The sequence below is a fragment of the Streptomyces sp. NBC_01381 genome (genome assembly GCF_026340305.1).
Taxonomy (GTDB): Bacteria; Actinomycetota; Actinomycetes; order Streptomycetales; family Streptomycetaceae; genus Streptomyces.
Genome location: NZ_JAPEPI010000002.1, coordinates 2,539,011 through 2,561,504 on the forward strand (window position 1 = coordinate 2,539,011; position 22,494 = coordinate 2,561,504).

General features: G+C 70.8%; 14 protein-coding genes and 1 tRNA gene. 6 read left to right on the plus strand and 9 right to left on the minus strand.

Features of this window, described 5'->3' with window-relative positions; translation table 11 throughout:
• Positions 1-174 precede the first annotated feature (174 nt).
• Entirely contained in the window at positions 175-1,728 is a 1,554-nt protein-coding gene (locus tag OG453_RS32930; RefSeq protein ID WP_266872205.1) for an aldehyde dehydrogenase family protein, read from the plus strand.
• Positions 1,729-1,820: 92 nt separating this feature from the next.
• Here the strand turns inward: OG453_RS32930 and OG453_RS32935 are convergent, their stop codons facing one another.
• A complete protein-coding gene (locus OG453_RS32935) occupies positions 1,821-3,155 on the minus strand; it encodes a DUF2254 domain-containing protein (RefSeq protein WP_266872206.1) in 1,335 nt (444 codons plus the stop codon).
• A 140-nt stretch (positions 3,156-3,295) separates the two neighbouring features.
• Between OG453_RS32935 and OG453_RS32940 the strand changes: the two genes are divergently transcribed.
• Positions 3,296-3,380, plus strand: a tRNA-Leu gene (locus OG453_RS32940).
• 130 nt (positions 3,381-3,510) lie between these two features.
• Here the strand turns inward: OG453_RS32940 and OG453_RS32945 are convergent.
• From OG453_RS32945 to OG453_RS32980, 8 genes are all read right to left on the minus strand, one after another.
• Positions 3,511-5,493: a hypothetical protein gene (locus tag OG453_RS32945; RefSeq protein WP_266872207.1), complete on the minus strand. Its 1,983-nt coding sequence runs from the start codon at positions 5,491-5,493 to the stop codon at positions 3,511-3,513.
• Positions 5,494-5,569: 76 nt separating this feature from the next.
• Positions 5,570-6,394: a phytanoyl-CoA dioxygenase family protein gene (locus OG453_RS32950; RefSeq protein WP_266872208.1), complete on the minus strand. Its 825-nt coding sequence runs from the start codon at positions 6,392-6,394 to the stop codon at positions 5,570-5,572.
• Positions 6,391-8,232 (minus strand): non-ribosomal peptide synthetase, encoded by a 1,842-nt coding sequence (locus OG453_RS32955; RefSeq protein WP_266872209.1) that lies wholly within the window; start codon positions 8,230-8,232, stop codon positions 6,391-6,393. The genes OG453_RS32950 and OG453_RS32955 overlap by 4 nt, the downstream gene beginning before the upstream one ends.
• Entirely contained in the window at positions 8,225-12,028 is a 3,804-nt protein-coding gene (locus tag OG453_RS32960) for an amino acid adenylation domain-containing protein (RefSeq protein ID WP_266872210.1), read from the minus strand. The genes OG453_RS32955 and OG453_RS32960 overlap by 8 nt, the downstream gene beginning before the upstream one ends.
• Entirely contained in the window at positions 12,025-13,065 is a 1,041-nt protein-coding gene (locus OG453_RS32965; RefSeq protein ID WP_266872211.1) for a TauD/TfdA family dioxygenase, read from the minus strand. Before OG453_RS32965 ends, OG453_RS32960 begins: the two co-directional genes overlap by 4 nt.
• On the minus strand, positions 13,062-14,918 hold the full coding sequence (locus tag OG453_RS32970) for a radical SAM protein (protein ID WP_266872212.1): 1,857 nt from the start codon (positions 14,916-14,918) through the stop codon (positions 13,062-13,064). Before OG453_RS32970 ends, OG453_RS32965 begins: the two co-directional genes overlap by 4 nt.
• A 5-nt stretch (positions 14,919-14,923) precedes the next feature.
• Positions 14,924-15,739, minus strand: a complete 816-nt coding sequence (locus tag OG453_RS32975; protein ID WP_266872213.1) for a hypothetical protein — start codon at positions 15,737-15,739, stop codon at positions 14,924-14,926.
• Positions 15,740-15,769: 30 nt separating this feature from the next.
• Positions 15,770-17,131 (minus strand): radical SAM protein, encoded by a 1,362-nt coding sequence (locus tag OG453_RS32980; RefSeq protein WP_266872214.1) that lies wholly within the window; start codon positions 17,129-17,131, stop codon positions 15,770-15,772.
• Positions 17,132-17,427: 296 nt separating this feature from the next.
• Here OG453_RS32980 and OG453_RS32985 point away from each other — a divergent pair, with 296 nt between their 5' ends.
• Genes OG453_RS32985 through OG453_RS33000 form a run of 4 tightly spaced genes read left to right on the plus strand, consistent with a single transcriptional unit; the run spans position 17,428 to position 22,489 of the window.
• Positions 17,428-18,720 carry an MFS transporter gene (locus OG453_RS32985; protein ID WP_266872215.1) on the plus strand — a complete coding sequence of 431 codons (1,293 nt, stop codon included), beginning with the start codon at positions 17,428-17,430 and terminating at the stop codon, positions 18,718-18,720.
• The gene (locus OG453_RS32990) at positions 18,717-22,019 is read left to right on the plus strand and encodes an amino acid adenylation domain-containing protein (RefSeq protein ID WP_266872216.1); all 3,303 of its coding nucleotides are present in this window, start codon (positions 18,717-18,719) and stop codon (positions 22,017-22,019) included. The genes OG453_RS32985 and OG453_RS32990 overlap by 4 nt, the downstream gene beginning before the upstream one ends.
• The gene (locus OG453_RS32995; RefSeq protein ID WP_266872217.1) at positions 22,020-22,247 is read left to right on the plus strand and encodes an MbtH family NRPS accessory protein; all 228 of its coding nucleotides are present in this window, start codon (positions 22,020-22,022) and stop codon (positions 22,245-22,247) included.
• Positions 22,244-22,489 carry a hypothetical protein gene (locus tag OG453_RS33000; protein ID WP_266872218.1) on the plus strand — a complete coding sequence of 82 codons (246 nt, stop codon included), beginning with the start codon at positions 22,244-22,246 and terminating at the stop codon, positions 22,487-22,489. Before OG453_RS32995 ends, OG453_RS33000 begins: the two co-directional genes overlap by 4 nt.
• Positions 22,490-22,494: the final 5 nt, after the last annotated feature.

The following is a 22,494-nucleotide window of genomic DNA, read 5'->3' on the forward strand; positions in this document are numbered from 1 at the left end:
AGGTGACCGGCCCTCACTCCACTACCGTCTCTCACCCAACGCACGCTGGCCGCGAACTGATCGGCCCGGTACGAGCAATGCGCCTCGTCCCCGATACGAGCCATGCACCTCCCGCCCCGATACGAGCCATGCACCCCCCGCCCCGATCTGTGCACCGTGAGCGGAGAATCCCGAATGGCACCCACCCTCACCACCCCACTCGTCCTCAAGGCCGGTACGTCCTGGGCCGACGCCTGGCAGCGCTGCCTCGCCGTCGCACCCGAGGCCTTCCGCGACGACCACGTCCTGAACCTGTGGAACGGCAGCTGGCAGGCGGACGGCCGCGCCCTGCCCGCCACGAGCCCCGTCGACGGCAGCCCCATCGCGGGCCCGCCACGCCTCGACGCCGCCACCGCCCACCAGGCCGTACGCGCCTCGCTCGACCAGCACCGGGCCTGGCGCCACATCCCGTTGGAGGAGCGCCGCGCCCGCGTCGCCGCCACCCTCGACGCCCTCACCCAGCACCGCGAACTGCTCGCCCTCCTCCTCGTCTGGGAGATCGGCAAACCCTGGCGCCTCGCGCAGGCCGATGTGGACCGGGCCATCGACGGCGTGCGTTGGTACGTCGACGGCATCGAGCCGATGATCGAGGGCCGGACGCCGCTGGACGGTCCGGTTTCCAACATCGCGAGCTGGAACTACCCGATGAGCGTGCTCGTTCATGCAGTGTTGGTACAGGCACTCGCGGGCAACGCGGCCATCGCCAAGACCCCGACCGATGGCGGCGTCGCCTGTCTCACCCTGGCCTGCGCGCTCGCCGCACGCGAAGGGATTCCCGTCACCCTCGTGAGCGGCAGCGGGGGAGAGCTGTCCGAAGCGCTGGTGCGCGCACCGGAGATCGGCTGTGTCTCCTTCGTCGGCGGGCGGGACACCGGCGCGGCGGTCGCCACGGCCGTCGCCGACCTCGGCAAGCGGCACATCCTCGAGCAGGAAGGACTCAACACCTGGGGCATCTGGAACTACAGCGACTGGGACGCGCTCAGCGCCGTCGTCCCCAAGCTCTTCGACTACGGCAAGCAGCGCTGCACGGCGTATCCGCGCTTCGTCGTCCAACGAGGCCTCTTCGACCAGTTCCTCGCCGCCTACCTCCCGGCCGTGCGCACCGTCCGCGTCGGCCACCCGCTGGCGGTCGAGCAGGCCGAAGACCCTTTCCCGCAGCTGGACTTCGGGCCGCTCATCAACGCCGCCAAGGCCAAGGAACTCTCCGACCAGGTGGCGGAGGCCATCGACCGGGGTGCCGTGCCGCTGTACCGCGGCGCGCCGGCGGCGGACCGCTTCCTGCCGGGGCAGGACACGGACGCGTACCTGCACCCCGTCACGCTCCTCAACCCGCCGCCGTCCTCGCCGCTGCACCACGCGGAGCCGTTCGGCCCGGTCGACACCATCGTCCTGGTCGACACGGAAGCGGAGCTGCTCGCTGCCATGAACGCGTCGAACGGAGCGTTGGTCGCCACCCTGTCGACCGACGAGCCGGAGACCTACGAACGGCTCGCGCCGCAGATCCGGGCGTTCAAGACGGGCCGTGGGAAGCCTCGTTCGCGCGGTGACCGGGAGGAGCTGTTCGGCGGGTTCGGCGCGTCGTGGCGCGGCGCGTTCGTCGGAGGTGAGCTTCTGGTGCGGGCCGTCACCCATGGTCCGGCGATGGAGCGACCGCCGGGGAACTTCCCCAGCTATCACCTCATGGCCTGAGCCCTCACCCTGAGCCCTGACCCTGAGCTCTGACCCTGAGCTCTGACCCTGAGCTCTGAGTCCTGAGGCATCACCGGCGGGGAGTCGGTCGGCTAGCCGATTCCCTGCCGGTCGGGGAGCAGGGCGAACGCGCGGTCCGCCGACTCCGGGACCGTGCGGTCCACGGCCTGCGCGAGCAGCTCGCGGTGGCGAAGGAGGGGCTCGCGGCGCTCCTCGGGCGCAAGGCGCAGCAGATCGTCGAGGCCGGCCAGCATGCGCCGCGTGACCTGCGGATTGCCGATCGCGCAGCCACGGATCTCGGCGAACCCGAGGTCCACCAGAGCCGTCCAGTCCGGCACCGGCTGCACCAGACGCACCGCCCCGCGCCGGTCACGGTGGCGCAGGGCGCCCAGCGGGTACCGGGCCACCGACGCGAGGAACTGGATGATGCGGTCCAGGGCCTGCACGGCGGTGGTCGGATCGTTCACCGCGGGCGACAGTGCCCGCAGCGCGATGTCGGCGAGCTGGCGAAGCCCGAAGCCGAGGTCCTGGTGGAAGGTGCGCTCCACGCCCACCGAGACGGTGTACCGCAACGCACGCGGGGAGGGCGCCGCCCCGCCGTGGACCGTGAACACCGGCGTCCCCGGCACCATGAAGTCGCCGATGCGCGGGACGAGCCGCAGCACGACGCCCTGCCGTCGCGCCGCCCGCACGACCCGGGCGATGTTCACGTCCCGCAGCACCCCGGCCCGCCCGCGGTGGGTGATCCGGGCGGTCTCCGGGCCGAGACGTTCGTTGTCCACCGCGCCCTCGGTCGGATGCTTCACCGCCACCCGGAACGACTCCCGGGCGATCCGGTCGATCACGAAGCTGATCCGCATCATGCGGAGCGTCCCGTTCACGTAGGCGATGAACAGCAGAAGGCTCAGCAGCACCATCACCATCGCCAGGACGGACTCGATCAGCGGGACGGTCGTCAGCTTCCGTGGATCGGTCTCGCTGTCGAACGACGTCAGCGTCATCAGGGAGAACAGGAACGTCGCAAGGAAGACGGTCAGCGTGATCTTGGTGATCCGCGACCTGACGTACAGCCGCACCACGCGCGGGCTGAACTGCCCGCTCGCCATCTGCACGGCCACCAGCGAGATGCTGAAGACGACACCGATGAACGTCATCATCGCCGAGCCGATGGTGCTGATCACCGCCTTCGCGTCCTCGGCGATCGACATCAGGGACTCGACGGTTTCGTAGTCCCCGGCCTCCTTCGCCACCGTCACGATGTGGGCGTCCAGCTCGGCCGCGACCCACCACAGCACCATGGCGCCCACCAGCCCGGCGGTCGGCGCGAACCACATGGTGTCCCGCAGATGCTCGCGCAACGGGGACAGCAGCCGGGGCCGCCGAACCTTCACGTCACCCAGCGCACCAGTAATCATCCCGTCACTCATGGTGAGACTGTAGATGCGGCGGAACGGGGCGCCGGGCATCCGCCCGCCGACCGGCGGATACGCAGGTGAAAGGCACTCCGAAAGCTTGGTATTGTTGTCCATGTCGCCGCGGGGAACACCCCGCGAACGGCAAACACCTAGTCCGGGTGGCGGAATGGCAGACGCGCTAGCTTGAGGTGCTAGTGCCCTTTATCGGGCGTGGGGGTTCAAGTCCCCCCTCGGACACATAGCAGTACAGCATCCGGTGCTGGCCGACTCTCGGCCGGCACCGTTTGTCGTTGGCGGCAGCCGCCGCCGGGCCGCAGCCCGGGCCGGCGGCCATGATGCCGGCCGCTGCCAGGAGCAGCCGCCCTCCTCAGCGGGGCCGGGACAGCCAGGCCCGGTTGAACAGTTCGGGCAGCGGGCCGGCGGTGGGGCTGGTGAGCACCTTCTCGCGGTCGTGAGACAGCTCGGCGCCGAGCAGGTCTGCCTTCCAGGTTTCCATGGGGTGATGCGGCTTCTTCGCCGAGGCCCAGTCGCCGGGCAGGAACGTGGTGCGTCCTGCCCGGGGCCGACGATCGGTGACCACCAGCGACGCGTCGAGGAGTGGGGCGGCGGCCGCCTTGTGCCGGGCGGGCGTCCAGTCGTTCCAGCGGCGGATGTTGCGGTCGGTGGGTGCGGGCAGCGCGAGCAGCTGGAGGTACAGGGTCGCGGCATCGGTATCGAGGCCGAGATCGGCGGCGGCCTTGGCCACGGTGTCGGGGGCCGAGGCGCGAGGGTCCGTCTCGTAGCTGCCGGGCGGCAGCGCCCCGGAGCTGATCCTCTCCTCCAGGCGGCGGCACTCGGGGCCACGCAGCCAACGTACGAGGGAGAGATAGGACCCCTCGCGGTCGACGGCGGAATCCAGGCGCTGTGAACGCTCGTCCTTGCCGTACTGGGCCGGCCGGAAGTAGATGCCCGGCGACTGGCGGGCGCCCCGCCGGTCGATGCCGCCCTCGGCGATGACGGTGAGCCCGTCGTCGAGCGTGGGGTGATCGAGGGGGGTGCGGGCCTCTCGGTACTCCTGGGCGCCGGGGAAGCTTGGTGCCAGGTCCGCCACGGTCCAGCCGCGCAGTGAGTAGCCCCGGGTGTCCAGGAGCAGCTCCGGGTGGGCAAGGCGTTCGCGCAGCAGCGTGGCCACCTTGGGCAGGCCTTCGCGGACCGGGTCCCCGCCCGGCAGTTCGGCGTAGATCCACGGCATCGCGTGGCACGTCGAGGCGAGCAGTTCCTTGAAGCGGAACCCGTCCTCGCCCTCCCAGCCGTGGCCGATGACGCTGCTCGCCCGCAGCCGGGTGTCGGCGTCCCGGGTCAGCACCGCGTTGCTCGTGGGGTCGGTGAACACCGTGCAGACCGCGGCCGGGGCCATGCGCACCGACTCGTGCTCGGTCGCCACCGCGAGCGTCGCCTCCGAGACGGCCGGGCGTGTGCCCTGCTGCGTGCGCCAGGCCTCGGCGATCCGATCGGCGAGCGCGGCCTGCCCGCCGGGCCGCCACAACTGCTCCGGGTCGTCGGGCAGCACCCCGGCGAGCAGATCCAGGCGTGCGGGCACCTGCAGGTCGTTCAGCTCGCGCAAGCCCGCATCGGCTTCGGACTGCTTGAGCCGCAGGGTCTTGCGGGCCTCGGCGTCCAGCCGCCACTTGACGTAGGAGCCGTCCGGAATTCCGGCGAGCAGCAGGGAAGCGGCGGCGCGGCTGAGTCCCGTGGCGTCGGCCAGTGCGGCGGCCGCATCCCGGTCCCAGGGGGCCGGGCCGTTCGCGCGTACGAGAGTGGTGAGCCCCTGCAGTTGGGCCGGGGTTCCCCAGCCGCCCGTCGGGACGGGCTCGGCCGCGGTGATGTCTCCGGGAGCGGGCGGATCGGCCTCACCCGTACGCAGTTCCACGAAGTGCTCCCCGGTCGCCTTCGCGCCGTTTCCGTGGACCGCGAGGACGGCGCCGCGCTCGTCGCGGGCCGCGTACGCGCCATCGTCGGTGAGCTCGATGGTGCCGGTACGCATCCGGGCGAGGGCCGCGGGATCGGCGAAGGGCGTCCCGGCCCACACGTCCAGCATCGCCAGGAGGACCTCGCGCAGGTCGGCGTGGACGGGAAAGGAACCGGCCCGCAGGGCGACGGCGCCGATACGGCCGATGAACCGGGACCAGTACCAACCCCGGTACTGGTCGGGCAGTTGATCGGTCCGTCCGGTCAGGTAGTCGCCGGTGCGGGCGAAGCCGGCGAGGGTGCCGGCCCGCCAGTACCCGGAGCCGCCGATGAGCCCGGAGAGGGCAGCAGGGATCAGGTCTTCGTTCGGACGGGCCGCGGGGCGTATCGAATGCGCTGGCATGCCCCACATCCTGCCTGATGCCCTGGAGCCAACTGGACGGCGCCTGATCGGGGTTGTCGCCTGCCGCGGCCCGCCCTCAGACGCGTTCGAGCGGGAAGCGGTCGTCCCACCGAGGCTTCAGCTGGTCCGTGTTCCGGCCCACCAGGAATTCTGGGCGGGTCGGATGGGGCGGGGCGTTGTCGATGGAGTTGTACGACACCATCAGGAGCGCCCGCCGGTCCGGCGAGGTGTTGTCCGACGAGGAGTGCACGATGTTCGGGTGGAAGGCCTGGATCGTGCCCGCCCGGCCGGTCGCCCGTGTGCTGCCGAAGGTCCCGATCAGTTCCTGGGCGCGGGCGTCGTCCATGATGTGCTCGGGATCCGCCGCGAAGTTCTTGCGCCAGTCCCCGCTGTCGCCCCGCGTGATCTTGCCGGGGCCGAGATATCCCACGCGGTGAGAGCCGGGGATGAGCATCAGCGGACCGTTGCCCTCGTGCACATCGTCCAGCGGTACGGCGAGCGTGACCGCCGCGGGCGTCGGCAGGCCGTCCTCCGCGTTCCAGAAGGCGAAGTCCTGGTGCCACGGCCAGGCCTGGCCCTCCCGGGCCTGCTTCAGATTCACCTTGAACTGGTAGACGTACACCGGCGTCCCGGTCAGCGCTTCGGCCAGGGCCAGGAGATAGGGGTGGCGCACGAGCACCGCGTACGCCTCGTCGAACTCGTGGCAGCCGTGCACCGCGCGGACTGCCGTGCTGTCCGGCTCGTGGACCACCTCAGGACCGCCTCGGCGGCAGATGGTGTCCAGGCTGTCGCGGAGCACGCTCACCGCAGGGCCGGTGAACCGGAACGGAGAGTGGCACCAGCCGTTCTCCTCGTACTCCGCGGTCAGCTCCGCCAGATGCCCGTCGTCAGTTTCGATCACGAATCCAGCCTCACCGGTTGTCGGGACACGTCGCACCGTTCCTCGATCCACTCGGCCATCGCGGAGATCGTCGGCCGGGAGATGAACGTCTCCAGGTCCGCGTACGCGCCGAAGCGTTCGTTGATCCGGGTTATCAGCACCGCGGCCAGCAGTGAAGTGCCGCCCAGCTGGAAGAAGTTGTCGTTGAGGGCGATGTCCTTCGCGTCGAGCACCTGCTCCCACAGCAGGGTGAGGTCATGCTGCACCTCGTCCTCCACCAGGCCGACGCCGCTGCCCGTGACCGTCAACTCGCGGGCGGCCAGGGCCTGGCGGTCGAGCTTGCCGCTGGGTGTGAGAGGCAGGCGGTCCACCGGGACGAACGCCACCGGCAGCATGTACTCGGGCAGTGTCTCGGCGAGCCGGTCCCGGAGGTCGTCCGGCAGCGGTGACTGCCCCACCACATAGGCGACGAGGCGCTTGCCCGCCGTGCGGCTCTCGTTCACCACGACCGCGGCGTCGGCCGCCTCCGGCAGGGCCCTGACCGCCGACTCGATCTCGCCGAGCTCCACGCGGTACCCGCGGATCTTCACCTGCCCGTCGTCGCGGCCGAGGAAGTGGATCCGCCCCTGATCGTCGACCCGGCCCGCGTCCCCGGTCCGGTACACCCGCGATCCCGGCGGTCCCAGCGGATCGGGGGTGAAACGCTCCGCGGTCAGTCCTGGCCGGTTGAGGTAGCCACGGGCGAGCACCGGGCCGCCGATGACGATCTCACCGGTGACTCCGGCCGGGACCGGGTCGCCGTCCCCGTCCAGCACCCGCACGCGCGCGGCGTCGATGGACCGGCCGATGGGGGCGCGCTCCGGCCAGGACGCGGGATCGCCGGACAGCCGCAGGGCCGTCACGTTGTGCGTCTCCGACGGCCCGTACTGGTTGTGCAGCGCGACGCCCGGCAGGGCACCGAAGAACCGCCGCACCGCGGGAGTGATGTAGAGCTGCTCGCCCCCGCAGACGACCTCTTGGAGCGAGCGCGGATGGCGGCCCACGTCCTGTGCCGTGTGGGCGAGGGCCTGCAAGGCCACGAACGGCATGAACACGCGGTGCACCCGCTGCTCGTCCAGGAAGCGCAGGAGCCGGTGGGAGTCCCGGCGTATCTCCTCGTCGATCAGCACGAGGCAGCCGCCGGTGCCCCAGGTGCTGAACATCTCCTCGAAGTGGACGTCGAAGCTCGCCGCCGCGAACTGGAGGGTCCGGGACCCGACCCCGGACGTGAAGGTCTCGCGCTGCCAGGAGATCAGGTTGCGCAGCGGGCCGTGCGGCATGGCGACGCCCTTGGGCGTGCCCGTGGATCCCGATGTGTAGATGACGTACGCGAGATCGTCGGCGGTGGAGGTGGTGCGGGGCCGCTGCCCGTCGGCACCGCCGGGTATGTCCTCGTCGAGCAGCACGACCCGCGTCCCGGGCGGCGCGGGTGGCAGGCCGGTGGGCGTGCGGTGCGTGAGCAGTACGCGCATCCCGCTGTCCCGCATCATGAAGTCGAGCCGCGGCTGAGGGTAGGCGTGATCCAGCGGCATGTACGCGGCGCCGGCCCGCAGCACGGCCAGGATGGCGATCGGGAGCCGGAACGAACGGTCGGTGCGGATGCCGACGACCGTGCCGGCGACGGAGAGGGTCCGCAGGTGGGCGGCCAACGTGTCCGCGGTGCGCCCGAGTTGCTCGTACGACAGTTGGCGTCCCCGGTATTCCACCGCGGGCAGGTCGGGTGACGTACGCCGTGTGTCGTCGAAGTACCGCAGCACACCCCCGCCGCCGGGGACCGTGGCGCGGGCTTCGTCAGGCTTCGAAGCGTGGCCGTCAGGCATCGGGAACGTCCGCCTCCTGAAGTGTCTTCTCCAGTTCCGCTGCCAGTGCGGCCACGAACGGCTCGTCCAGCATGGAGTAGTGGTCACCGGCGATCACGCGCGGCGGGGAGAGCGCCGGGCACAGTTCCGCCCAGGCCGCGCTTGCCGCCGCCCGCATTCCGGGGTCGCCCTCCTGCGCCTGCAACAGAGCCGTCGGACCGGCGTACGGTGTCGGCCGGTACCGCAGCGCCGCGAGAGTGTGCGGGTCGCTCGGCGCGGATCGGGATGCGGATTCGGCCGGGAGCTGGTCGGCCAGGTAGCTGTCGACGAGGACCAGCATCGCGACCCGCTCCCCGAGCCGGGTGAGTCGCTGGGCCATCTCGAAGGCGACGAGGCCGCCGATCGACCAGCCCATCAGAAGGTAGGGGCCGTGCGGCCTGGCTTCTCGGACCACCGCGAGGTGGCGCTCGGCCAGAGCCGCGACATCGACCTCCGCATCGGCCTCGGCCCCCTGCGGAGTGCCGTCGTGCACGGCGTACAGCGGACGCAGCAGCACGGACCCGCCGGCGAGATTGCGGAAGCCGATGGCATCCCCGCCACCGGGGACGCAGAACAGCGGCGTCCCCTCGCCCCGGCTCTGCAGCGTGATGAGGGGACGCGAACGCTCGGCCCCCTCCGCACCGCGGAGCAACGCGGCCAGTGCCCTAGGAGTCGCAGGGTCGACCGGTGGTCCGTCGACCGCCTCTGTCTCCTCGAACAGCACCGAAACCGGCAGTTCGGCGGAGAACGCGGCGTTGATCCTCGCGATCAGCCGCACCGCCAGGATCGAGTGGCCGCCGAGGTCGAAGAAGACGTCGTCCACACCGACGGAGGGGATCGAGAGGAGGTCAGCGAAGATGGCCGCGACCTTCGCTTCCAGAGCATCCGCGTCCTGAGGCGGGGCGGACGTCTGCCCGTGCGGTTCGCGCGGGGTGTCGGCGGCGAGCAGGGCGTCGCGGTCGATCTTGCCGTTCACCGTGAGGGGCAGCCGGTCGAGCCAGACGTACGAGGCGGGGACCATGGCGGCCGGCAGGCGCTCGGTGAGATGGCCGCGCAGTTCCGACGGCGCGACCGCTCCGGTGGCCGCGGCCGAGAGGAACGCGGTGAGTCGGCCGCCGTCCGCACCGCCCGCACCGTCCGCACCGCCCGCACCGCCCGCACCGTCCGGCGAGAGCACCACGGCCGCCTCGCGGACGGACGGGTGTCCGAGCAGCGCCCGCTCCACCTCGGCCGGCTCCACGCGGACGCCACGCACCTTGATCTGCTCGTCGCGGCGGCCGAGGCAGTGCAGCGTCCCGTCGGGGGCGTAGTAGCCGATGTCGCCGGTCCGGTAGAGCCGTTGGCCGGGTATGTCGGAGAAGGGATGCGGTACGAAGCGTTCCGCCGACCCGGCGGGATCGGCGACGTAGCCGCGCGCCAGGCCGATGCCGCCCACACAGATCTCGCCGAGCGCTCCGACCGGCACCGGTGCCAGGCGGTCGTCCAGGACGTAGATGTCGCTGCCGTCCACCGGGCGGCCGATGGGTACGTCGCCGACCGCGGGATCATCGGCCGTGATCTCGTGGACCGCGCATCCCACCGCGGTCTCCGTGGGCCCGTACTCGTTGAAGATCCGTGTGGGCGCCGCGTGTTCGCGCCACGGTGCGATGTGCTCCCAGGAGAGGTTCTCGCCGCCCAGGACTAGTGAGTGCGTGACTTTGGAGGTGTCACCGGGAGCGAGCTCGTGGTTGATCACGTTCAGGTGTGAGGGCGTCAGTTTGAGCAGGTCGAGGCCGGCCCGACGGCCCAGTTCACCGGTGAGGCCGAAGACGTTGCGCCAGGCCGGATCCAGATGCACCGTACGCCCGCTGACCAGGGGCACGAACAGGCTGGTCACCGTCAGGTCGAAGGCCACGGAGGAGTGCACCATGGCCCCCGTCCCCTCCTCGTGCCCGTACGTCCGGGCCGCCCAGAGCACGTAGTTGGAGAGGGCGCGGTGGGGCAGCATCACGCCCTTGGGGACACCGGTGGAGCCGCTGGTGAACAAGATGTAGGCGAGGTTCTCCGGTGTCACCTCGGCCTGTGGGTGGACCCGGCCTTCAGTCTCCGGCAGCTGGTCGACGTTCAGGCAGGGGATCGTGCCGAACCGGTCCCGCGCCGTGTCAGGGCCGGTGAGGATCAGGGAGCACCCCGAGCGCTCAAGGATGTCCGTGGCCCTGGCCGGGGGGAGGTCCGGATCGAGCGGCAGATAGGCGCCACCCGCCTTGAGTACGCCCAGTATCGCCACCAGAAGGTGACGGGTGTGCCCGATGGCCAGCGCCACCGGTTGATCAGGGCCGACGCCGTACTGCCGCAGCGCCAGGGCCACTTGGCCGGCCTGCTCGTCCAGTTGCCGGTAGGTCAGCCGGGCCGCAGGGTCCATCACCGCGACGCTGTCCGGTGTCTGCCGGGCCTGGCGCTCGATGATCCGGTGCAGGCACTGGGGCGTTCGCCGGGTGTCACGGCCGTGGTCGGCAGCGGCCCGTACGAGGTGGCGGCTGTGCTCGTCGAGCAGGCTGATGGTGTCGAGCGGGGCCGACGGGTCGGCGACGGCCCCTTCCAGCAGGGTCAGGTACTGATCGGCGAGGCTCCGCACATAGTCGGCGGGGAACGCGCCGTCGCGGTAGCGCCACACCAGGCGCAGGGAGTCGTCGCCCATGACGCTCTCCAGCTTCATCGCGGCCGGCTCGGCCTCGATGTCGTCCCAGGCCAAGGTGAAGGTGACGCCGTCGGCGCGCTCGGCTGGTGCCGCCTCCTTAACCTCCTCCTTCGCCTCGTACGCGGCGGCCGCCCGGTCGGTCGGGTCGGTGGCGTACGACGCCGGTATGCGCTCGGCGGCACGCTCGGCGTTCGACTGCTCGTCCTGGATCTGGGCCAGGAGGCCGGAGAAGGTGGCGGCCGCGTCCGGCCCGGTGCGGATCGGTGACCAGTGGGCGAAGTGACCGGCGCAGTCGCTCAGTTCGTCGTACGGACGTCCTGGGAGGGCGGTCGTGATGGTGACTGCGGAGCGGTCGGTGATCCTGCGCAGGAGAGTCATCAGGCAGGTGAGCAGTACGACTTCGGTCGTGACGCCATGCTGCTTCGCGCACTCCCGCACGGCCCGCGCCAGCGGGAGCGGCACGGTGCGGTCCAGGCGTATGACGGCGGGGCCGGTGAGCGCCCCGGCCTGTCGTAGGGGCAGGTCCACAGGAGCACCGTGGGCCTCGCCCCCGGCCACCGGCCCGGCGGCATCCTGCTCGAACTGCCATTGCGCGTACTGGATGTACTGCAGAGGCGCGGCGTCCGGTGACCGCCCGTCGTAGGCGAGGGCGAGCTCGGCCACGAGGCGGCGCAGGGTCAGGCTGTCGGCGGACAGACCCGAGGTCGTGATCAGCAGCGCGTGGCGCTGGTCGGAGAGCCTGAGCAGCCGTGCGCGCAGGGGGGCGGCACCGTCGATGCCCGCCGGGCGCAGGCGCTCTGACCGCACCGCGCTGTCCAGGTCCCCGGGGATGTACGCATCGGCGACCGCCCATTCGACGTTGCTGCCGCCCTCCCCGCCGATGTCCGCGAGCGCGGTTCTCGCCCCCGGCACCCGCCGGTACCGCGCCCGCAGCGCGCCATGGCGGTCGGTGACCGCGCGCAGTGCGTCGGCAAGCCGGTCCGGGTCGACGGCGCCGTCGATGTGGAGCAGCGCCTGTGCCCATCCCGGGGAGGAGGACTCGTACGCCTGCCAGATGCGCTGCTGCTGGAACGACAGCCGGAACCCCTCGACCCCCGTCATGCGAACCGCACCATGTCGCCCATGGCCACCAGGAGTTCGCGTGGTCCGCTGAAGGGGTTGCGGGCATGTGCGACCAGGATGTTGTCGAGGACCAAGACGTCGCCCCTCTCCCAGGGGAAGCAGACTTCGAGTTCGGCGTACACCCGGCAGATCTCGGCCATCGCCTCGTCGGGGATCGGGGATCCGTCGCCGAAATGGCACTGTCGCGGCAGCGTGTCCGGTGTGTGGGTGGCCTCAAGTGCCGCCCTTGTCGCGGGGGCCAGGCAGGCCGGGTGCCAGTGCTGGGCCTGATTGATCCACGACCACACGCCGGTCCTCGGGTGCCGGACGGCGGCAGGACGTACCGCCTCGGTGCGCAGGCGGTCACCGTCCCAGGCGGAGCGCAGGCCCTGCTGGGCGCAGCGCGCCTCGGCCTCGCGCCGGTCGTCGGTGCGCAGGACCTCACGCCAGTCGAGGCCGAGGCCCGTCCCGTAATGGCGTACGTACATCACGCCCTTGGCCAGGAACTCGGACCGCAGGTCCGCGTCGAGACGCCGGAAGACCTGCCGGCTGTCGACGATCGGGGTCTCGCCACCGGAGGCGGCGGGCCGCGCGCAGCAGAACATGATGCGGGCGGGGCCGGTGTCGTTGAAGGAGTTCTCGGTGTGCCACAGCAGCTTCTCCTCCGGCGGGAAGAACAACGGAGAGGAGATGCTGCCGCTCAGCGAGGCCCGGGGATGCTCGCCGTTGTCGCGGTACAACTCGTCGACGAGCGCGGCGGCGAGGGGTTCCAGGTCGTGTGTGGTGGTGACCGAGAACCCCCGGAGCAGCACGGCGCCGTGCTCGTCGAGGGTCTCGTCGAGCCATGGCCGCGAGTGGGCGGCCCAGGCGGCGACGTCGACTCCGGCGGCGGTCGGCCGGACGACCAGGGGCGGTTCCCCCGGATGTGCGAGCGGTGCATGGCTGACGAGCGAGTCGGAGGTGAAGCTGACCTGGGCGGGAACGACTTGCCGGAGGCCGGCCGGGCCCGGCAGCGGCCCGCGCGGTGGATTCGTCACGCAGGCTCCTCCTGGTGCAGCGCCCGCCCGAGGCGGTCGGCGGCGAGCAGATACAGGGCTTCGACGTCCTGACCGGTGATCGCGGAGAACTGATGGGCGGTCTCGAACGCCGGGTGGCGCACCAGCTTCTCGCGGTAGTCGGGCAGCGCGACGCCCGACTGGAGCATCTGGAGCCATTGACGGGTGCCGGGGTAGGGGCTGTTGACGTTGAGGGCGACGCAACCGTCCGGGATACAGCCGTCCTGGTGCAGTTCGGCGATGAGGTCGAGCGTGAGCAGCCGCTGCTCGGGCGTTTCCCCCAGGCCGAACTGCAAGGACGTACCGACCCGGATCCCGGCGTCGCGGCACCAGTGGGCCACGTCCCGGAAGCGCTCGGTCCAGTCGGCCTCGGAGATCAGAAGCAGCTGGCGGACCTTCTGGACGCGTACGGCGTCGGGTTCGGCCGATTCGACGCCGAAGTACACATAGCTGCAGCCCGCCCCGGCCATGCGCCGCAGGAGGCCGCGGTCCACGTCGTTGACGGTGGTCTGGCAGCCCCATTCGAAGGTGCCGTGCTCGGCGGCGAGATCCTCAAGGAGGGTCAGGAACTCGGTCAGCCAGCGGGGGTTCTGGGTGAAGGTGCTGTCGTCGAAGAACACCGCCTCGAAGCCCTGGTCGATGCGGAGCCTGATCTCTCCGATGACGTGCTGCGGAGACCGCTGGCGGATCTTGGGCTGCTCGTAGAGGAACGCGTCCGCGGACTCGTGGCAGAAGGAGCACGCGTACTTGCAGCCGAGACAGGCCATGATCTGCGCGGTCCTGCGATGCCCGAAGACGGGGAAGCGGTTCTCGTGCGTCATCCGGGTCACGTCGATGTACGGGAGCCGGTCGCCGTCGATCGGAACGCCGCTGAGCGGCATCGACTCGATGCGCTGCGCGTTCCAGTCGTAGATGAACAGGCTGCCCACGCCCGGCAGTTCGGCGAACCGGTCCTGCTCGGTGAGCATGCGCTTCTTGACGGTCTCGGCGTCGGCGGGCAGGCAGTCCGCCACCACCTTGAGCACCTCGGGCAGCGCGAACGCGGAGTCACCCGCGAACACGATGTCCATGAGCTCGCGTTCATCGGGGCGGGCGAAGGTCTGCAGTGCGGTGAGCCGGCCGAGTTCCTCCGCGCCGATCCGGAAGTCGTCGTGGCTCGCCTGCCGGCGGCCGCTCATGTCGCCCACACGCCGCGAGGCCGCCCGGTAGGCGTCCGGGTTCACGGCGTCCTCGTGCTGGCCGCCGAGCAGGACGATCGCCTGCGGGCACTCCTTCTTGACCGTCGCCGCGATGCGCAGGGCGAAGTGGTGGCCCTCGGAGAGGTTGCTGATGCCGACCACGACGGGGCGGTGCTCGCGCAGGCAGGTGACGAGTTCCTGCTCGAAGGCGGCGGAGTAGGCGGGCGGATTGAGGACGGCCACGACTTCGGGGACCCGCGCGCCGGGGAACTCGTCGATGCGCAGCATCCGGTCGAGGACGCAGGTTGCGTAGAGCAGCGGAGTGGGCATGCCGGGGAACGCGCCGGTCGCGCCCTCCTCGATGTGCGGGGCGCTGACGAAGAGGACGGGGAAGTGCTTGGCGCGCCGCCGCTCTTCGTGACGGCGCGGGTCCTCGGGCCCGGGCGCGGCCGGGCCGAGGCGGGCGTCGATCTCGTGTTCAAGGGCGGTCTCGCGGCGCAGTGCCTCCTGCGAGACGGTGCGGGGGTCCTCGCCGTCACCGGGGTGCCAGCGCCAGCGTTTCTCCTCCTCGTACAGCTCATGGTCTATTCGGTCGGCGCGCGCCTGGCGCACGCTCTGCGCCAGGGCCTCCGGAACGGCGAGCGGCGTGGGGTCCATGAGCGTCACCCGCCCGTCACACGGGAGACGTACGCCGCGACCTCGGGGTCCGCGAGGAGGCGGGTCCGGTCCACGGCGAAGCGGGTGACCGTGCCGCGCGGGTCGGCGCCGCTGGTGCCGACGCCACCGGTGGCGGACAGGACGGTCGTCGCGGGAGGCGTGTCCGGCGGCGGGTTCCCGGCGTGTGTCCAGGCCGCCGCGGCGAGGTAGGCGAGGTAGTGGGAGAAGCGGTCGGAGAGCTGCTGCTGGACCGCGGGGGCGACGGAGAGCCGGCTGCAGGCGGCGGCCACCGCCGTCCGGTAGGCCGCTTCCAGTGCCTCGGCGAGCGGCAGGACGTCCGCACCCGTCAACGAGGGCTCGGCATCGCAGGGTCGGGCCGCGGCGAGGGCGGTGTCGAGGTCCTCCGGGGAGAGCTGGGCGGCGAGGGTGCGCACGGCGGTGCGGTACTCCTCGCCCAGGGTGCGGCTTTCGGCCACGATGGGATCGAAAATGATGAGGGACGGCGTGCCGAGCCCCAACATCCGTAACCGGTCGGCCAGTTCGCGGGCGAGCCCGCTCCCCGCGCAGTGTCCGAGCACGGCCCGCACCGGCTGCCCGTGCTCCTTGATCTCCTCCAGCCAGGGCGTCACATAGTCGTCGGCCCCGCGCTCCACAAGGTCGGCGACCGTGCTCCGCCTCGGCAGGCCTTCCAGTACGCGCCGACCGTCAAGGGAAGACGCCAGGTCGGCGAACCGGGCGTCGCCGCGTCCGGCGTCGAAGGCGACCGTGAGGATCAGGCCCGCGTCGCCGTCCCGCAGTACGTGCCATCGAGAAGAAGTCATGGTGCTCCCGTCTGTCCGAGCCGCGGAAGGCTATACGTGGGCATCGGCCCAGAAGGTGCCGTACTCGTCGGCGGTGCCGGGGGCCGGCGCGGAACCGAAGTACGGGGTCTTGTCCATGGCCTGCGCGAACAGCTCCTGGCCCTCCAGGAACACCTCGTACACCTGGTCCGGGGTGGCCTTGTCGGTGGCGAAGACGGGGGGCAGGTCCTCGTGGTAGAGGCTGAAGTCGCGGTGGAGCAGCTTCATCCCGAACCGCTCGGGAGTCTCGAACATGGCGCTGCCCGGATACGGCACGAGGCCGAAGAGATAGGTCGCCTGCAGCAGGTCCTCTTCGAGCAGTTGGCACACCCAGTCGATGCTGCGCCGCATGTCGTCGGGGCTCTGGTCGGGAAAGCCGTTCACGGTGAAGGAGCAGGCGGCGAGCCCGGCGTCCCTGACCTTCTTGAGGGTTTCCCTGGTCGCGCTCAACTTCATGTGATGCTTATGCGTCTCATGGCTTTCCTGGGATGCGGTCTCCAGGCCTATCTCCACCCATTGGCAGCCGCTGCTCTTCAGTTTGCGCAGAATACGGTCATCGGTCAGACAATTCAGTCGTGTCTGGCAGTCGTAATTGATGTCACCCTCTTTCTCCAGGAGGTCAAGGAGTTCGAGGGTGTGGTCCGGATGCAGGGTAAAGGTTTCGTCGCCCCAGTAGATGTTGTGATGGCGGCCGTAGCGGGCCCGGTAGGCGCGGATCTCTTCGAGCACGCGGTCCAGGGGGAAATAGTCGGGGCGCTGGCCGATGGTCTGGATGGTGCAGAACGTACACTTGTAGGGGCAGCCCAGAGCGTAGACCTGGCGTAAATAGCGGATGTCTTCGCCGGTACTCGCAGGGAAAAGGTCCACCTTGGGAAAGGGGATCTCGGACGGGTGCAGATCCGGATAGCGGCGCGTCGTCCGCGCGGTGGTGCCGTCGGACCGCTGGTGCACCAGGTTGCCGACGTCGGTCACGTCGCGTCCGTCGGCCAGGGCGTCGAGGAGCGCGGGGAGGGCCTGCTCGCCGCGTTCGACCACGACGTAGTCGACGCTCGGGTGGCCGGCCACCTCGTGCGCGAGCGGCGTGGCGACGACACCGCCGTACACCACGGCGGCCGCGGGATGGACCCGCTTCACGGCGTCCGAGATCTCGTACGCGTAGCAGAGGTTCACGGTCATCGGGGAGAACAGATAGACGTCTGCCGGATGCTCGCGCAACGCCGACTCGACGGCGTCCACGGCGAGGTGTCCCGGCCGTGTGAACGTGTTCGGATCGGTGTACAGGTCGACCACGTCGATGTCGTTGTAGCCGTGCGCGACGAGAACTCCGCCCAGCCAATGCATCCAGTGCGGCAGCTCCCACATGTTCTTTCTCATGTGGTCAAGACCGGGATGTGCCGCATGGTATTGAATGTCGAAGTTCCGCCAGAAATCTTTGCGCTGCGCAATAGGAACAGTAGACATGGGAGTATGCACAAAAGCGACCCGCAATTTCTCTCCAAGGAAGAGGGGACTGGGGCTGCGCACAGACGATCCAAGCGAAATCGAATTTCTAGCATGCATGTTAGATTGACGTCAAGAAGTTGAAACAAGACACGTTGCCCGAGGGGTCCTTGACGCCTTCTGGGGCGTGTGGTGTACTGCCCGTCGGCGGATCTGGATGGGGGGAACCCGTGCCGTCAGGTGAACTGTCCGAGGACCAGGATCAGGCACGGCCGACGGGTACGGGGGGCGGGTCGCCCTCTTTATGGAGCAACCCCGCATACCGAATTTTCTTAGGCGTTCAGACCCTTTCCGCGCTCGGTGACTCCTTCTCGTATGTCGCGTTGCCGCTGCTCGTCCTGCACACCACGGGTTCGGTCCTTCAGATGGGCCTCGTCACCGGGCTCACCGGTGTCGCGTCGATCCTCACCGGCCTGTTCGCCGGCGTCATCGCCGACCGCTTCGACCGCAGGCGGCTCCTCATGCTCGCCGACGGGGCGCGCTGTCTGCTCTACCTCGTGATCCCGCTGGTCTGGATCTCCGCGACGCCTCTCTGGCTGATCTACACCGTCGTCCCCATAGCGGGCTGCTTCTCGATGCTCTTCCAGGTCACCTATGTGACCGTGGTGCCCGCCATCGTGCAGCCGGACCAGATCACCAAGGCCAACGGCCACCTGTACGCGACATACGCGGTCGCCAGCGTCGCCGGACCCGCGCTCGCGGGCTTCGTGGCCTCGTCCGCGGGTCCCGCCGCCGCGATCGGCATCGACTCCGCGACCTTCGCCGTCTCCGCGCTCGGCGTTCTGCTCGTCAAGTTCGACGGCAGGCCACGGCGGTCCGACACCCCCCAACACGACAGCATCCGGGGCGAGTTCCTCGCCGGGGCGAAGTTCCTGTGGGCGCACCCCGTGCTGCGGCCGCTGACCCTGCTCCTCTCACTGATCACCTTCCTCATCTACGGCCTGACCGACCTCGTCATCTACCTGGTCAAGGACGAGCTCGGCCACCCGGACACCACGGTCGGCTGGGTCCTCACGGCCGGGACCGTCGGCTCGTTCATCGCCTCCGCTGCGGTCGCCCGGGTGCGCAAACGGCTGGGGTTCGGTGTGGCCTGGATCAGCGCGTTCTCGCTCGCGGGTTTCGCCGTCGCCGGGATCGGCCTGTCCGGGAGCGTGCCGGTCATCGCCGTGCTGATGATGATCACCCTGATGTGCACCGGCATCGCCGGCATCTCATCCATGTCACTGCGTCAGGAGGTGACCCCCAGCCATCTCCTCGGCCGGGTCACGTCCTCGTTCTGGACCATCCACACGGCGCTGGGGCCGATCGGCGCGGCCATCACCACCGCGGCCGCCGCCGGAGTCGGCGTCACCACGGTCTGTCTCGTCATCGGTGTCGTCGTCCTGGCCATCGCACTGACCGGGACGCTGACCGGCATCACCCGGCCGCACGCCGCGGACCGCCCGGCAGGAGAGGTCGCATGAGCTTCGGCACCCCCGGCACCCGGCTTCCGTCCGGGCCCGCGCCGTCCGGCGGGGACGTGCTGTCCCCGGCCCAGGAGAGCTTCTGGTTCCTGGACCGGATGCACCCCGGCACCGCGCTGTACAACGCGTGCTCGGCGATCCGCCTCACCGGACCGCTCGACCCCGAAGCGGCCGCCCGCGCCGTGGCCGAGATCGTCCGCAGGCACGACGTCCTGCGCACCCGCTTCCCGGCGGACGGCGGCGTCCCACGGGTGCGCGTCGAGCCCGAACTGCCGGTGCCCACCGCGCTGATCGACCTGACCGGACTGCACCCCGAGCACCGTGCCGCCGAGGCCCGCCGCCTCACCGAGGAGCACGCCCGGCGCCCCTTCGATCTGCAGACCGGCCCGCTGATCCGCACGGTGCTGCTGCGCTCGGCCGACGACGACCACACCTTGCTGCTCAACTGGCATCACATCATCTGCGACGGCTGGTCCCGGCAGGTCTTCCTCGACGAGTTCCTCGAACTCGTCGCCGCCCGGGCCGAGTCCCGCGACCCCGACCTGACCCCGCTGCCCGCCCAGTACGCCGATCTCGTCGCCGGGCGTCGGCACCTGCGCGCGGGCGACCCGGTATACGAGGCGGAACTGTCCTACTGGCGCGCGCAGTTGTCCGGGCTCACCGACGTCCGGCGGCTGCCTCCGGACCGCACGCCTCCCGAACGGTCCACCCCGCCCGCTGACGCCGCGCGCCGGACGCTCGACCCCGAACTGATGTGCCGCGTCGGCAAGTTGGCCCGAGCCGAACGCGTCACCCCGTTCATGGTGCTGCTCACCGCCTTCGTGATCACGCTCTCGCGCCACCTCGACCAGGACGACGTCGTGGTCGGCACGCCGAGCGCCCTGCGGGAGGAGGTCGACGCCGACCTGCTGATCGGCCCCTTCCTCAACATGCTCGCCCTGCGCACCGACCTGTCCGGCGACCCGACCGTGCGGCAGGCCCTTGCCCGGGTGCGGGAGACCTGCCTGGGCGCGTACGAACACCAGACGGTCGCCTTCCAGGACGTCGTCTCCGCCATCGGCGCCGAACGCACCGAGAGCGACAGCCAGTTCTTCGGGGTCACCTTCCAGTACATCGGCACGCCCTCCACCCGCAGGGCCGGTGGTCTGACCGCCCGCGCCGATGAGGTGGAGGTCGGCGTCGCCAAGTTCGACCTGACCGTCGACGTATTCGCCGAGGAGGGGCAGACCGACGTACTCGCCCAGTACGACAGCGATCTCTACCGGCCCGAGACCATCGACGGGCTGCTCGGCCTGTGGCAGACCGTCCTCGACGACATGACCCTCGATCCGGAGCGGCCCGTCGGCCTGACCGGTGACCTCGGCCCCGAGGAGCGCGCGCTGCTGCTCGACGCCGCGACGGGCGCCGCGGTCGCGCCCGCCGATGACTGCGTCCTCGACGTGTTCGAGCAGTGGGCCGAGCGCACGCCGGACGCGCCCGCCCTTGTGCACGGCGACACCCGGCTCACCTACGGCGAACTCGACCGCGCCGCCAACCGGCTGGCCCACCGGCTGCGCGGCGAGGGCGTCACACCCGGCTCCCGCGTCGGCATCTACATGGAGCGCTCCGCCGAGAGCGTCGTCGCGGTCCTCGCCGTGTGGAAGGCGGGCGCCGCCCATGTGCCGCTGGACCTCGACAGCCCGGCCGCCCGCCGCGCGATGATCGTCGCCGACGCGGGGGTGGGTGTGGTGGTCACCCAGGAGGGGATCGTCGCCGACCTCGCCGACGATCCCGTACGCAGTGTGGTCGCCGGCCCGGACGGCGCCGACCCCGGGCGCTTCCCGGGCAGCAGGCCCGAGCGCGGGATCGGTCGCGACAGCCTCTGTTATGTCATGTATACGTCGGGCTCGACCGGGCGCCCGAAAGGCGTCATGGCCACGCATGGATCGCTGCGGCGCATCCAGCTCGCGTGGGAGCACGCCTTCGTGCTGCGCGGACGGATCCGCAGCCATCTGCAGATGGCCAACTTCAGCTTCGACGGCTACCTCGGCGAGCTCGTCCGCTCCATAGGATCCGGCGCGACCCTCGTGGTCTGCCCCCGCGAGACACTGCTCCTGCCGGCCCGGCTGCTCCGCCTGATGCGCGACGAGGGCGTCGACGTGGCCGACTTCGTGCCCACGGTGCTGCGCACGCTGGCCGCGCACATCACAGAGAGCGGCCAGGACCTGGCCTTCCTCAAGCTGCTCATCGTCGGCTCCGACACCTTCCCCGCCGACGAGCTGGAGCGGATCCGCCGGCTGTGCGGTCCGGACACGGATGTCGTCAACTGCTACGGCCTGACCGAAGGCACCATCGACAGCACCTACTTCACCGTCGGCGCCGCCGACCAGGACACCCGGTCCGTGCTCATCGGCACCCCGCTGCCCGGCACCGAGGCGTATCTCCTCGACGACCGGATGCGCCTCGTGCCACCGGGCGTGCCCGGCACCCTGTACATCGCGGGACCCAGCCTCACCCGCGGCTATCTCGGCGCCCCGGGCCGCACCGCGGACGCCTTCGTGCCGCACCCCTTCGCCACCCGGCCCGGCGCGCGGATGTACCGGACCGGCGACCGCGGCCGCTACCGGCACGGGCCGCACGGCCTGCGCATCGAGTTCCTCGGCCGCCGCGACCACCAGCTCAAGGTGCGCGGCTACCGCGTCGAACTCGGCGAGATCGAGGCCGCGTTCCGCCGCTCACCCAGCATCCGGGACGCGGTCGTCCTCACCGCCGAGGAGCAGGGCACGAGGCGCGTCCACGCCTATCTCGTACCGAGCGCCGGGCAGGGAGACGTGGACTGGCACGCGGTGGTGCGCGAGCATCTGCCGCTGTACATGCTGCCCGACCGTCTCGTGCTGCTGCCCGAGCTTCCGCTCACCCCGAACGGCAAACTGGACCGCGCCGCGCTGCCGAAGGCCGGCGGCGCCGAGGTCGCGCCGCCCGGCACCGCCAGACCCGCCCGCACACCGGTCGAGCACACCCTGCTCGACCTGTGGCGCGGCGTGCTGCGGCGCGCGGACATCGGCGTCAACGACGACTTCTTCAGCCACGGCGGTGACTCGCTGATGGTGATGCGGGTGATCGCGGCAGCGCACGACACCTGGGGCGTGGACATCACCGTACGGGCCTTCTTCCGGGCTCCGACCGTGGCCCGACTCGCCCCGCTGGTCGAGGGGTTGCTCGCCGATCCCGCCGCACGGGGCGGGACGGACCGAAGTTCTGGCGCGCCCGACCGGATCGTCCCGGTCGCCCGCCGACGCATCGCGTACGAGGAGGGTTGAGTGACCACTGGACCGCAGCACGGCGGCGACCCGGCCGCATACCGGGTCGTCGTCAATCACGAGGAGCAGTACTCGATCTGGCCCGCCGAACAGCCGCGCCCGGCCGGCTGGGAGGACACCGGGCACGGCGGACCGCGCGAGGAGTGCCTGGCGTACATCGAGACCGTCTGGACCGACATGCGGCCGCTGAGCCTGCGCCGCCGGATCGAGCGGGAGGCCGCCGGATGACGCCGTACTACCTGGGCTGTCTCCTCGGAGACGTGCGCGGCTTCGCCGGCTGGGCCGAAGCCGCGGCGGGGGAGCAGCGGGAGCTGCCCGACGACACCGTGGTGTATCTGCGCGAGGACCTGGCCGTCGTACGCCACCCGGTGCAGGCCGACCAAGGGGTGCTGTGGGACGCGGCGACGCCGCAGTGGCGTGCCTTCTGCGCCGACGCGCTGCGGTTCGAGCCGCCCGCCGGACGGAAGTGACGGCC